General features: G+C 65.1%; 11 protein-coding genes. 3 read left to right on the top strand and 8 right to left on the bottom strand.

Translation table 11 applies throughout. The features are described 5' to 3' along the window. Window positions 1-7 precede the first annotated feature (7 nt). On the top strand, window positions 8-4039 hold the full coding sequence (locus VNH11_31950) for a DUF4214 domain-containing protein (GenBank protein ID HVA50997.1): 4032 nt from the start codon (window positions 8-10) through the stop codon (window positions 4037-4039). A 99-nt stretch (window positions 4040-4138) separates the two neighbouring features. On the opposite strand, the gene VNH11_31955 is transcribed toward VNH11_31950, so the two are convergent. Further along, the gene (locus VNH11_31955; GenBank protein HVA50998.1) at window positions 4139-5113 is read right to left on the bottom strand and encodes a S1/P1 nuclease; all 975 of its coding nucleotides are present in this window, start codon (window positions 5111-5113) and stop codon (window positions 4139-4141) included. A 149-nt stretch (window positions 5114-5262) separates the two neighbouring features. On the opposite strand from VNH11_31955, the gene VNH11_31960 reads away from it, so the two are divergent. Continuing rightward, the gene (locus tag VNH11_31960) at window positions 5263-6003 is read left to right on the top strand and encodes a hypothetical protein (GenBank protein ID HVA50999.1); all 741 of its coding nucleotides are present in this window, start codon (window positions 5263-5265) and stop codon (window positions 6001-6003) included. 56 nt (window positions 6004-6059) lie between these two features. Here the strand turns inward: VNH11_31960 and VNH11_31965 are convergent, their stop codons facing one another. From VNH11_31965 to rpmB, 7 genes are all read right to left on the bottom strand, one after another. Next, window positions 6060-7037 (bottom strand): methyltransferase domain-containing protein, encoded by a 978-nt coding sequence (locus VNH11_31965; protein HVA51000.1) that lies wholly within the window; start codon window positions 7035-7037, stop codon window positions 6060-6062. 12 nt (window positions 7038-7049) lie between these two features. Further along, window positions 7050-7409 carry a type II toxin-antitoxin system PemK/MazF family toxin gene (locus VNH11_31970; GenBank protein ID HVA51001.1) on the bottom strand — a complete coding sequence of 120 codons (360 nt, stop codon included), beginning with the start codon at window positions 7407-7409 and terminating at the stop codon, window positions 7050-7052. Beyond that, entirely contained in the window at window positions 7406-7660 is a 255-nt protein-coding gene (locus VNH11_31975; GenBank protein ID HVA51002.1) for a hypothetical protein, read from the bottom strand. The genes VNH11_31970 and VNH11_31975 overlap by 4 nt, the downstream gene beginning before the upstream one ends. A 72-nt stretch (window positions 7661-7732) precedes the next feature. Then, a complete protein-coding gene (gatB, locus tag VNH11_31980) occupies window positions 7733-9247 on the bottom strand; it encodes an Asp-tRNA(Asn)/Glu-tRNA(Gln) amidotransferase subunit GatB (protein ID HVA51003.1) in 1515 nt (504 codons plus the stop codon). 129 nt (window positions 9248-9376) lie between these two features. Next, window positions 9377-10930, bottom strand: a complete 1554-nt coding sequence (gatA, locus tag VNH11_31985) for an Asp-tRNA(Asn)/Glu-tRNA(Gln) amidotransferase subunit GatA (protein ID HVA51004.1) — start codon at window positions 10928-10930, stop codon at window positions 9377-9379. Window positions 10931-10947: 17 nt separating this feature from the next. Next, a complete protein-coding gene (gene gatC / locus VNH11_31990) occupies window positions 10948-11238 on the bottom strand; it encodes an Asp-tRNA(Asn)/Glu-tRNA(Gln) amidotransferase subunit GatC (GenBank protein HVA51005.1) in 291 nt (96 codons plus the stop codon). Beyond that, window positions 11235-11570 carry a 50S ribosomal protein L28 gene (gene rpmB / locus VNH11_31995; GenBank protein HVA51006.1) on the bottom strand — a complete coding sequence of 112 codons (336 nt, stop codon included), beginning with the start codon at window positions 11568-11570 and terminating at the stop codon, window positions 11235-11237. Before rpmB ends, gatC begins: the two co-directional genes overlap by 4 nt. A 289-nt stretch (window positions 11571-11859) precedes the next feature. Here rpmB and VNH11_32000 point away from each other — a divergent pair, with 289 nt between their 5' ends. Then, window positions 11860-13011 carry a potassium channel family protein gene (locus VNH11_32000; GenBank protein HVA51007.1) on the top strand — a complete coding sequence of 384 codons (1152 nt, stop codon included), beginning with the start codon at window positions 11860-11862 and terminating at the stop codon, window positions 13009-13011. Window positions 13012-13155: the final 144 nt, after the last annotated feature.

The raw sequence follows: 13155 nt of genomic DNA on the forward strand, positions 1-13155 counted from the left end.
GAGGTTGATGTTGTCGATCACCGCGGTGACGCCCCAGGCGATCTCCGTAGCCGAAGGCACGGTGGCCACCGAAACGGCCACCTTCACGGCCTCGGATACCGGACCTTTTACCGCGACCATTGCTTGGGGCGACGGCAGCGTTAGCGCCGGCGCCGTCAGCGGCGCGGCGAGCCCTTTCACCGTCACGGGCACGCACACCTATCTGGACGAACTGGCCGGCACGGCCACCGTCACGGTCAGCGACACCTTCGATTCGACCTCGAATTCCGGGACTGCCGCGGCCACCATAAGCGAGGCCGACACGCTGACGATCAAGAGCACGCCCACGATCGGCGCCACCGAAGGAACGGCCTTCAGCAGCACCGCGCTGGCCACGTTCACCACCAGCTACGCCGCCAACCCGACCAGCGACTTCTCGGCCACGATCGACTGGGGCGACGGCAGCAGCGCAACGGCGGGCACCGTCACTGGCTCCGCCGGCACGCTGACCGTCGGCGGCACTCACCTCTATACCGATGAACTGGCGGCGGGAACCACCGCCACGGTCCTCTTGAGCGACGACTCGCCGGGTACGGCCACCGCCGTCGCCACCGGCACCGCCGCCGTGTCCGAAGCCGATACGCTGACGGCCCTGACGACGCCGGCCATCAGCGCCACCGAAGGCACGACCTTTACCAGCGCTGCCTTGGCCACGTTCAGCAGCAGCTATGCCAGCAACGCGGCCAGCGACTTCACGGCCACGATCGCCTGGGGCGATGGCTCGATGAGCGCGGGCACCGTCACCGGCACGGGCGCCGCGCTCACCGTCGGCGGCACTCACCTCTATACCGACGAAATGTCGGCGGGAACCACCGCCACGGTCCTCTTGAGTGACGGCTCGCCGGGTACGGCCACCGCCGTCGCCACCGGCACCGCCGCCGTGTCCGAAGCCGATACGCTGACGGCCGCCGCCACGGCGGTCACGGCCACCGCCACGGCGAACAGCACCTTCACGGGCCACGTGGCCACGTTTACCACCAGCTACACCGCCAACCCGACCAGCGACTTCTCGGCCGTGATCAACTGGGGCGACGGCGCGTCGAGCACCGTCACCGGCGCCGGCGGCTCGATCACGGGGTCGGGCGGCACGCTGAGCGTGACGGGGAGCCATGTTTACACCACTGCGGGTCCGGAAACGGCGACCGTCGTGCTGCACGACGAAGCGCCGGGCACCGCCTCGGCCACGACCACCGCCACGATCACGGTCAGTGCGCCGGCCGCCGCCACGATCACGCCCGTGACCACACCCACCATCAGCGCCACCGAAGGCACGGCCTTCAGCAGCACGGCCGTGGCCACGTTCAGCGACACCGACCACACCGCGGTGGCCAGCGACTTTACGGCCGCCATCAACTGGGGCGACGGCAGCAGCGCAACGGCGGGCACGGTCACCGGCTCGGCGGGCACGTTCACCGTCGGCGGCAGTCACCTCTACTCGGATGAACTGGCGACAGGCACCGCCACGGTCACCTTGACCGAGACCACGCCCAACACCGCCACAGGCGTGGCCACCGGCACGGCCAGCGCGGCCGAGGCCGATACGCTAACGGCCGTTAGCGCTCCGCCGATTTCCACGACCGAGGGCGCGACCGCCACGGCGACGGCCGTCTTTGCCGCCACCGGCTACTTGGGCAACGCGCCCAGCGATTTCTCGGCCACCATCAACTGGGGCGACGGCAGCTCGCTGAGCACCGTCACGCCGGGTGGCACCCTGGCGGCCATGACCGTCAGCGGCACTCACGTCTACAAAGATGAAGGCGCTTTCACGGTCACCATTACCGCGACCGATGACGCGCCCGGCACGGCCATGGCCTCGCTCACCGCCAATGCAACTGTGGCCGAGGGCGACGCGCTGACCGCCGGCCCTTCGGCTACATACACCGTCGCGACCGCTTCGCCCTTCAGCGGCACGGTGGCCACCTTCAGCAACACCGGCTATCCCGCCAACCCGGCCAGCGACTTTACGGCCGAGATCCACTGGGGCGACGGCAACAGCAGCGCGGGTGCGGTGAGTCTCTCGGGAGGCACGCTGACCGTTCAAGGGACCCACACTTACGCCGCGACGGGCACCGACACCGCAACCGTCGTCATCTCCGACGACTCGCCGGGCACGGCCAGCGCCACGGCTACCGCGACGTTCACCGTGGCCAGCACGGCCGTCCCGGTAATTACGGCCGTGAGTGGGCCCACCATCACCGCCACCGAAGGTACGACCTTCAGCAGCACGGCCGTGGCCACCTTCAGCGACACGGATGGCAGCGCCGTGGCCAGTGACTTTACGGCCACGATCAACTGGGGCGATGGCAGCAGCGCAACGGCGGGCACGGTCACCGGCTCGGCGGGCAGCTTCACGGTCGGCGGCAGCCACCTCTACGCCGATGAAGTGTCGGCCGGTGCTGCCTCGGTCGTCTTGACCCAGACCACGCCGAGCACTGCCACGGGCACCGCTACCGGCACGGCCGGCGCGGCCGAGGCCGATGTGCTGGCGGCAGGCACGGCGGTCACGGCTACCGCCACGGAAAACGGCACCTTCAGCGGTACGGTGGCTACGTTCACCAACACCGGCTATCCCACCAACCCGGCAAGTGACTTTACGGCCACGATCAACTGGGGCGACAGCACCAGCAGCACGGGTACGGTGAGTCTGGCCAGCGGCACGCTCACCGTGGCGGGAAGCCATGTTTACAGCACGACTGGTACGGAAACGGTCACTATCGTCCTGAAAGACGACGCGCCGGGCACGGCCAGTGCGACGGCCACGGCAACCATCACCGTGTCCGCCCCCGCCCCGGCCCCTGTGCTGACGATCGCCAAGACCGGCACGCCGGCGACGATCGCCGCCGGCGGCACCGAGACGTATACCGTTACGATCTCCAACACCGGCAACCTCGCGGCCACGACCACGGCGTTTACCGACACGCTGCCGGCCGGCGAGACGTTTGTTTCGGCGACGGACTCGCTGGGCGGGACGGTGACCAACACCAACGGCACGCTCAGCGAAGCCATTGGCTCATTGGCCGCCTCAGCCACGGACACCATCACGATCGTGGTCACGGTCGGCAGCTCCTTGGCCGGGACAACCGTGACCAACACTGCCAGCGTCTCCGCCACGAATTTCAACGGCGGCGTGGCGATCACCTCCGCGTTCCCGATCACCGTCAGCACGACCACCGTCGTCACCGGCGTCGGGTTCTTGTCCGGCGTGCCGGGCGACGGAACGGAGCAGACGTTCGTGCGGAACCTCTATCGCGAGTTGTTGGGCCGCGAGCCCGACTCCTCCGGCGAGGCCTTCTGGCTCTCTTACCTCAGCGCGCACGACAACGCCGCGGGTCGGCAGCAGGTGATTCAGGCCTTCATGAACTCGCCCGAGTATGCGATCCACTACATCACGACCGCATACAACGTCATTCTGCACCGCGCGCCGGATGCCGGCGGTTTGGCCTTCTGGACCGGCAAGATGGGTCAGCCGGGCACGCCGGGGCAGAACGCCGGCAGCGCCGATGAAAAGTTCATCATCGCCGCGCTGTACGGTTCGGACGAGTTCTACCTCGACTCGGGCAGCACGCCCCAAGGCTGGATCAACGCCCTTTATATGGACATCTTGGGACGCCCGGCTGACGGCGGCGGCCTGACGTTCTGGACGAACGAGCTCAAGACCCGCGGTGCCGGCGACCGCGACGGCATCGTCCGCGATTTGCTGACCACGAAAGAAGCCGCGCACGACCTGCTCGACAGCTTCTATCCGGCGGCGGGCGGCACGGCCAGCACGCCGTTGACCGCGCCGGGCACGACGGCCGGCACTGGAATGACCGAGCTGGCGCTGCTCACCGGCGCCGGTTGGGAAAACCTCTATCTGGAGGGAGCGTATGGCAGCTCGCCGCAGGGCAACGACGGCTTCTTCGCTTCGCTGGCGGGCAACGGAAACTGGGACGACATCCAGTTGCTGATCCTCGAAAGCGGCCAGTTCTACAGCAACGCCAACCGGCCCGTCACGTCGTAGCGCGTGCCGAGCAGTGTTGGAGAGGTAATTCGAGCAACGCCCGCGGGCCGCTCATGGTGGCCCGCGGGCGGTTTTATGCGCTCGCGCTTTGTCAGCGGTCTACCGCTTGAGGATTTGTTGCACCACCGCCGCCAGCCGTCGACCGCCCAGGGCCGCTTGGCGGTGGGCGACGTCGCGGGCCGTGGCCGCATAACCGGCCGGTAAGACGGGCACCTCATGCACGTCCACTTCTTTGCGTTCGACCAGGCGGTAATCGACGATCGGCAACCGGCCGTTGAGATAGGCGAATTCCACCGCCGCCTGATAGCTCTCATCGGCCCACGATTGCACCGTCTCGTGGCTGCGGAAGCGGGCGGCCAGGTCGCGGTCCGATTCCGCGCCGGCTTCGATGCGCTTGGCCAGCTCTTCCAAAGCCCGCGCGTGCGTATTGGTGCCCAATAAGTGGTCCCAGAACGTGTGCAGCGGCTCGGCGCGCTTGTGCGGATTGATCGCCACAAGATTGCCCCCCTCGTCTCCCTTGGGCGGCGGAAAGCGCCGCGAAACCAGACTGGCGCAGTGCAGCGGTTGGTGAATGTCGCCCACCAAGTGCAGCACCCAGCAGAAGTGGATCGCCTGCTCCTGCGGACCGCCTTCACCGCTGTTCAGCGATTCCCAGGCCTCGTTCAAGGCGGTGATCACGTTGGGCGCCTCCGGCCGCAAATCGGCCGCGGCAAACTCGCGGGCTTGCTCCGGCGCCACGAAAGGAAGATTGATGTAATGCCAGTTCGCATGATGATACGCGGCCAAATCGCGCTCGTGGTGTTCGCGGCTCTCGCGGACCCAGTCGGGCCAGGTCGCCGCCCGCAGAAAGGCCCACTCGTCGATCGGCACATCGTCGGGCCGCTGCTGCGTGAGATACCGCGCATAGTGTGGATGGGCGGCGAGTAATCGGTGGGCGGCCTGCCGTTGCGCCGGGTCGAGCCGCTTCCAAGCCAGCAAGGCGACGGCCATGTGGCCGGTGCTGTTCCAGCCTGAGGCCGGAGCGGCACACGCACAAACCATGAAAAGCAACAGGGCGATTCGAGCGAGCTTCATAAGGCGTACCTGAGGGTTTGTTTATTGAACGAGGCCGGCATTTTAGCGATGGGAGCCAATTCGGGATGCGCCGACCGACTGGCCTGTTTTTTGCACGAAAGTGAGGCCGGGCGTGCGGGTGGTTATCTTTTTAAGGGAGGTGCAGCGGCATGGGAACTCGATTTGGGATTCAGGCGGCGGTCCGGCGGACTTCTCTGGTCGCCGCGATTTCTGTGTTCGCGGCGGCGTCGGCCCTCGGTCAGGCGGACCGTGGTCCCAGCGACTTTTTTGACCGCGACCAGTATGGCCATCGCTATCGCGACCAGGTGTTCGACGACGACCGCAGTTACAGCGAGGCCTATCCCTATGTGCCGGAGACGCGGCGGCGGTCTGGGCCGCCGCGCGAAGAGGCGCCGCCGCCGCGTGCGCGGCGCCGGCCCCGATATCGTGACGACGGGGTCATTCGCAACGACTATGCCGGCGCGCCGGTCTACCGGCATTACTACGGCGGCGTTGACCGGTACGATTCGCCCGGCTACCTCGACCAGGCCGGCCGGGCCAGCGCCTTGGCGAACGGCTATTCGCGCCGCGGCGTAGAAGAATTCCACGATGGGTACGGCCGCGGCGTTCGGACCAACGACGTCTATCCGTTGCAGCGCGACGTCGATCCGCGCCGCTATCGCGGTCGCGACCTGAACGGTTCGATCTCGGCCGACGACGTAGATTCGTCGGGTGCTAGCGACATCGAAGACTTCGTCCGCTCGGAGCTCTCGGTGCGTCCCGGCGCGAACCTGCGCGTGTCGAGCACGGGCACGTACACCTTCAGGAACTATCTGGACCAAGGCAACCAGGTTCACGCCCGGTTCCGGCAGCCGATTCACAAACGTTGGGAATACGGGCGCGGCCCTTGATGGGGAACTTGGACGTAAGGTTGGCCGGCGAGCTTGCCCCACCTTACGCCTTGCAGCTACGGCTTACGGATCAGCAGGTAGAGCGTGGGCTGCAGGAAGCCGCGATGGAGATCCGCGCAGAGCTCGGCGAGAAAGCGCTCGAACCGGCAGTCGCGTGACAGCCTCCATTGCAGCCGCAGGGCCAAGTCGCGCTGGCGATAGAAGAGCGGCATGCTGCTGACGACATTCAGATTTCGTGAAGGTCCCAGTGCCAGATCGAATTCGTGAAAGCTCACTCCCCGGCCCGCCCGACAGAGCGCCAACGGCCGGTTTTCCGCGCCGCCGATTTGTTCTCGGACGTCGTCACGGGGACTGAAGCGCACATAGTCGGCCGCCAGCTCGTCGGAGAGCCAGAGGAAGAAGTTCAGGTGGGCCGTGTGGTGGTCGTAATACCAGAGACGGTTAGGCGTCTCGATCACGCCCCACAGCCCGCCGGGCGGCAACATTTGCCAAGTTCGGGCCATCGCCGCCATCCGCTCCGGGTGCGTCATGTGCTCCAGCGAGGCGAAAAAAAGGATGAAATCGAAGCGCTGTTCCGCGATCGGTCCGCTCAGTTCGGCGGCATTGGCGGCGAAGAACGTCGCCTCGACGCCATACAGGCGGCAGCGCTCTTCGGCGACGCGGATGGCCCGCGGGTCGAGATCGACCGCCGTCACCCGCGCACCTTGCTCGGCGAGCGCGACGGTGGCGCTGCCCGTGCCGCAGCCGATCTCCAGCACGGCCGCACCATCCAGCGATCGGGCGGCGTCGAGCCACGGAACCACTTGCCGTCGGTTATCGTCGAGCCGGCGAAAGAGATGGTTTTGCAGGTCTTCATCGTCCGCGGCAGCGCCGCCGACGGCTTCCTGCCGGAATTCGAGCAGCCGTTGCCGGAACTTCTCGGTTGCCTCAAGCGAAATGTGGCGTAAGCGGCTGTTCAGATGGGCTGGAATTCGGAAACGAGTGAGGTCACGCGCGGCGCGGAGCGATCGAAAAAACCAGCCCTGGCGACTCAAGGTCGGTGAACCTCACTGCAGAGCTAGCGCGGCCTTGAGGCAGTCGTCGACTGCTTGCATCGTTGCGGGAGACACTTTTCCAAGTGTGCGAGTGACCCGACGCTGGTTCACAGTGAAAAGGTTCTCACATGTAATCGCTGAGACCATCGCAAGGCCGGTTGTCTGACCGTCAGCGGTCTTGGGGTCGATGAGGAGTTGTGTCGGTTCTGACGCCGCTTTGTGCGTGCGGCGCGTGATCATCGCGACCACAGTATTGGCAATGCGCCCGTTGTTATGATCCGACTGCACGACCACCGCTGGGCGAATCTTCGAACCGGTACCATTGGCAAAGGGAAAATCGACAAGCACAACATCTCCCCGTTGAACAGTCATTCTTTCGGCTCGCGAAACTGGTTGTAAATGTCCATTTCGGGATCATCCCAGCCCTCGCTTCGTGCCACCTCGTCCATCAGGGGGTACGCCTCGGAAATGTCAAAGTCATCGTCGTCCAACAGGGCACGCACTTTTTCGTACTGTTCTGCGGACAGCAAGACAAATGCCGCACTTGTCTTAGGATCGACAAGGCGAACGGGCGTCTCCAGAGCGGTCACTTCGCTCAATTGGTCGATGGAGTATGAGGTCATAAGCTTTACTCGCTGCGCACCGTTGCAACGCCGTTAAATTACCCTGATTCGGTCAGAGAGAATCGTCTTTCATCATATCTTCTCGATCAGCTCCAGACAAATCTCGCGCACGCGGCCGGGATTGACGTTCGGGTTCTTTTTCTTGGCCTGGCCGACGAAGGCGCCTGCCGCCTGCAGCTTGCCGGCCTTCACGTCGGCCACCAGCTTGGGATTTGCCGCCACCAACTCACGACATAATTCAACGAGCGTTCCGTCGTCAACAGCTTCGATGCCTTGGCTCTTGATAAGTTCGACGATCGCCTGCCCCGACAGCACGGCCCCACCTTTTGCCGCTGCTTCCACACCCATGGCCAAAACCTCGCGAGCTCGACTCGTATTCAATTCTCCGGCAGCCACTTTTTTAATCAGTTCGGCTAGCCCCGCGGGTTGAGCGATGCGTTGTCGGTACTCTTCGAGACCGATGTTGCGGTCTTTAAGTTCGCGCAGCACATCTTGCGTCACCCAGTTGGCCGCCAGCTTGCCGTCGCCGCACAATTCGGCCAACTCCAGATAATACTCGACCAGCGGCCGGCCCTTGTTCACGATCACGTCGCTGTCGTAGGGCGTGATGTTATACGTCAGCTCCAGCCGGTGCCGCAGGTCGGCGGGCAACTCACCCAGACCCTCGCGCACCGCCTCAATCTGCTCCTCAGTCACCGTCACGGGCACCAAGTCGGGGTCGGGAAAGTAGCGATAATCGCTCGATTCTTCCTTGTGCCGCTGAGCGCGGGTGATGTTTTCCACGTCGTCCCAACCGCGGGTCTGCTTCGGCACTTGCCCCAATCGCTGGCCCGTCTGCTGAAACACCTCATACTGCCGCTCGGCCTCGTAGGCCAACGCCCGCTCCACCGCCCGAAAGCTGTTCATGTTCTTGACTTCGACGATCGGCGTGGGGATGCGGTGACCGTCGGGCTGATGTACGTGAAGGTTCACGTTGGCGTCGACGCGCAGGCTCCCCTCCTGCATGTTGCAGTCGCTCACGCCCAGATAGGTGAGCAGCAGTTTCAGCTCGTCGAGATAGGCGGCGGCCTCCAGCGGCGACCGCATGTCGGGCTGCGACACGATTTCCAACAGCGGCGTGCCCGCCCGGTTCAGGTCGATCTTGCTGTCGGCCTCGCCCGACTTCTCGTCGTGCATGCTCTTGCCGGCGTCTTCTTCGAGGTGGGCGCGGATGATGCCCACGCGTTTTCGCTCGAAGCGGCACTTGGAATCGCCGATCTCCAGATATCCATCGGAGCTGAAGGGCAGATCGTATTGGCTGATCTGATAGCCCTTCGGCAGATCGGGATAGTAATACTGCTTGCGGTCCCACTTGGTGTACTTGGCGATCTGGCAGTTCAGCGCCACGGCCGTGCGCAGGCCCAGCTCGAAGGCCCGGCGGTTCATCACGGGCAGCGTGCCCGGCATGCCGGTGCAGACGGGACAGGTCTGCGTATTGGCCGGCGCCCCGAAGCGCGTGCTGCACCCGCAGAACAGCTTGCTCTGGGTGAGAAGCTGCACGTGGACTTCAAGGCCGATGATGGTGGTGTAGGGCTGGGATTGGCTCACTGGATAAGTCCCGGTAGACGGTAGACGGTAGACGGTAGACGGGGCACCGCAGTTCGATCCAATGCTTCGCGACCCCCGTCTACCGTCTACTGTCTACCGTCTACCTTTTATTCGCTCCGGGTTGACCATCTAATCTTTATCATTGAGCGCGGGCCTGCGTGTGTGCCACTCCGTCGCCTGCTGATACATGTGACACGCCCGCAACAGGCGTACTTCTTCGAACGGCGGCCCTTGCAACTGCAGGCCGATCGGCAGGCCGCCGGCGCTGAAGCCGCAGGGAAAGGCGATGCCGCCGATGCCCGCCAGGTTCGCGGTCACCGTGTAGAGATCGACCAGGTACATCGACAACGGGTCGTTCACCTTTTCGCCGATCTTGAAAGCGGGACTGGTGGTGACCGGGCCGACAATCAGGTCGACTTCCTGGAAGGCGCGGTCGAAATCCTGGCGGATCAGCCGCCGGACCTTGAGGGCCTTGAGATAAAACTTGTCGGCGTAGCCCGCGCTCAGCGCGTAGGTGCCCAGGATGATGCGGCGTTTGACCTCGGCGCCAAACCCTTCGGCCCGGCTGCGGCGATAGAGCCGGACCAGCGGCGTGTCCATGTCGTCGAGTCCACGCTGGTCGCCGGCGGCTTGCAGTCGGCCTCGCTCCGCAGCCATTTCGGCCTGCATGGCCTTTTCGTCAGTGCGATAGCCGTAGTGGACGCCGTCGTAGCGGGCCAGATTGCTCGAGGCTTCGCTGGGAGCGATGATGTAGTAGGCGGCCACGCCATATTTGCTGTGCGGCAGCGAAATCTCTTTCACCTTCGCTCCCAGCGACTGATAGACCTTCACCGCCTCGCGCACCGCCGCCTCGACTTCGCTCTCCAGCCCTTCGCCGAAATGCTCGCGCACCAGGCCCAGCGTCAGCCCCGTGAGCGGCTGCGTGACAGTCTGGCTGTAGGCCGGCACGGGCCGATCGACGGAGGTCGAATCATAGGGGTCGTGGCCGGCGATCACTTCCAGCAAGAGGGCCGCGTCCTGGGCCGTGCGGGCCAAGGGGCCGATCTGGTCGAGGCTGCTGGCGAACGCCACCAGGCCGAACCGACTCACGCGCCCGTAGGTCGGCTTCATTCCCGTCACGCCGCAGAGTGCCGCGGGTTGCCGGATGGAGCCGCCGGTATCCGTGCCGATCGACAAGGGCGCCATGGACGCGGCCACACAGGCCGCCGCGCCCCCGCTGGATCCGCCCGGAGTGCGCTGTGGATCCCAGGGATTGCGGGTCATCTGGAAGGCCGAGTTCTCCGTCGAGCCGCCCATGGCGAACTCGTCGAGGTTCGTGCGGCCGATCAGCACCGCATCGGCCGCCTTCAACTTGGCGACCGCCGTGGCGTCGTAGGGGGCCACGAAGTTCTCCAAGATGCGCGAGGCGCAAGTTGTCTTCTCGCCGCGGCTGCACAGCAAATCTTTCACGGCCACGGGCAAGCCGGCCAAGCGGCCCAGCCGTTCGCCGTTGCGTCGCCGCTGGTCGATATGTCGGGCCTGTTCGAGAGCCGCGATGGAATTGAACCGCAGGAAGGCGCCCACCATTTTGTCGTGGGCTTCGATGCGGTCCACGAACGCTTGCGTGGCCTCGGCCGAAGTGACGCGGCCCGCCGTAAGTTCGGCCAGCAGTTCCGTGGCGGTGAGTTCGGTCAGGTTCGACATGCGCGGGGCTGGTCCTTCTATTCCCCCAGCACGGCCGGCACCAAATAAAACTCGCCATCGGTGTGCGGGGCGCGGGCCAACATGGTCAACCGCTCATAACTGGGGCGCACTTCGTCGGGCCGGAACACGTTGGCGATTTCGACGGCGTGGGCCATCGGTTCCACGTCTTCGGTATCCAGCTCGGCCAGCAAGTCCATGTAGCCGAGCACCTGGCCGAGTTGCTCGGTCATGGCGGTCAGCTCGGCCTCGGTAAGCTGCAGCCGGGCCAGAAGCGAGACCCTTTCGACTTCGGCGCGCGACAGGCTCATGATTTGGCAGCGGCCTTCTTACCCTTCGACGGCGTTTTGGCGGCTTTCTTCTCGGTCTTGCCGGCTTTGGCGGCGTCGGTCGGCAGCTTGAAGGGAGCCGCCCGGACCAGCTTCACGACCGAGCCGCTGCGGATGCACTGGGTGCAGACCCGCATCGACTTGTTCGTGCCGCCCACGGTGACGCGGATGCGCTGCAAGTTGGGCTTGAATTCTCGGCGGCTGATGCCGGTGATCTTGGTGCCGACGCCGCCGAGATACTTGGCCTTGCCGCGGGTGGTGATCGAATTGCCTCTTTGCGGAGACTTGCCGCAAACTTCGCAGGCCTGGGCCATGAAAAAACTCCGATAACGTCTTCGTGCAGCGAAAAACTGGAAACTCACAGTATATCGCTTCGCTGGCTGGCTGCAACCGCGTTCGGGCAAAGGGGCGAATAACCGTAAAACTCAGTCGGTTTCGTGGCGGTGCTTGGAAAGTGGGCGGGTAAAGGCATCTCGCGTCGTCGTAGCACGGTGGCCCCATTTTAACGTGTGCAGACGCACGGCTAGAATAGGGCGCGGCTGGTTGGTGTTTTCCGCGTCGCGTCGATGGTGCCGCGGTTCTTCTGCCGCTCCGGAGTTACCAATGCAAATCCTGCTTGCGCTGGGCGGAATCGTCCTGATCGTGCTGGTGCTGGTCGACGCCTTCGAGGCGGTGGTGCTGCCGCGGCGGGTGACGCGCAAGTTTCGGCCGGCGCGGCTCTTTTATCGCCTGGCCTGGAGCGTGTGGCGAGCGGCGGCGCTCGGCCTGCCGCGTGGCAAGCGCCGCCAGGACTTTTTGAGCGTGTTTGGGCCGTTCTCGCTGCTGGCCCTGTTCGCCGTCTGGGCCACCGTGCTCATCATCGGCTTCGCCCTGGTGCATTGGGCGCTGGCCACGCCGCTGTGCCTGGCGAACGACGATCGCCAGCGAGGTTTCGGTCTCTATCTCTATATGAGCGGCGTCACCTTCTTCACGCTGGGCTATGGCGACGTGGCTCCGTCCGCCGCGCTGGGGCGGTTGCTGGCCGTGGTCGAGGCGGGCACCGGCTTCGGCTTTCTGGCGGTCATCATCGGCTATCTGCCCAGCTTCTCGCAGGCCTCGTCGCAGCGCGAGATCACCATCTCGCTGCTCGACGCCCGTGCCGGCTCGCCGCCGACCGCGGCCGAAGGCATTTTGCGGGCGGCGCGATCGGGCCGCGTTTCGAGCCTAGTGCCTTTCTTCGCGGAATGGGAGCGTTGGGCGGCGCAGCTTTTGGAGAGCCATCTCTCCTATCCGATGTTGGTCTATTACCGCTCGCAACACGACAACCAGTCGTGGCTGGCGGCGCTGACGGCCGTGCTCGACGGCAGCGCTCTGATGATCGCCGGCATCACGGACGTCGACTGTTATCAGGCACAATTGACGTTCGCCATGGCGCGGCACGCCGTCGTCGATCTGTCGTTGGTGCTCAAGGTGCCGCCGCGCGCTCCTGCGGCGGACCGTTTGCCGCCCGAAGAGTTTGAGCGATTGCGGCGGTTGTTCGCCGAGGCCGGCGTCCATTTCCACGAGTCGGGCAAGACCGAGCAGAGGGTCGCCGAATTGCGGGCCATGTACGAGCCGTTCGCGGCCGCGTTGTCGGACTGGCTGTTGTTCCCGCTGCCGCCGATCGTGTCGGCGACCGAGCCGGTCGACAATTGGCAAACGAGTCCCTGGACGCGCCGCACGCCCGGCATCGGCGCCTTGCCGGGCGCGGAGGTCGAGAACGAGCACTTTCAATAGCGGCCCTACTCCACGCGGCCGAGAATGCGACGTTTTGCCGCGAGGATAACTGGTGGCTGGGGCAGAGCTTGGCCAGATAGCGGCTGGCGCCCTTCAACAGCGTGGCGGCCAAGCGATGCCCCGGTGCGTCCAACCGGGGCATCG

This window comes from Pirellulales bacterium, assembly GCA_035533075.1.
Lineage (GTDB): Bacteria > Planctomycetota > Planctomycetia > Pirellulales > JAICIG01 > DASSFG01.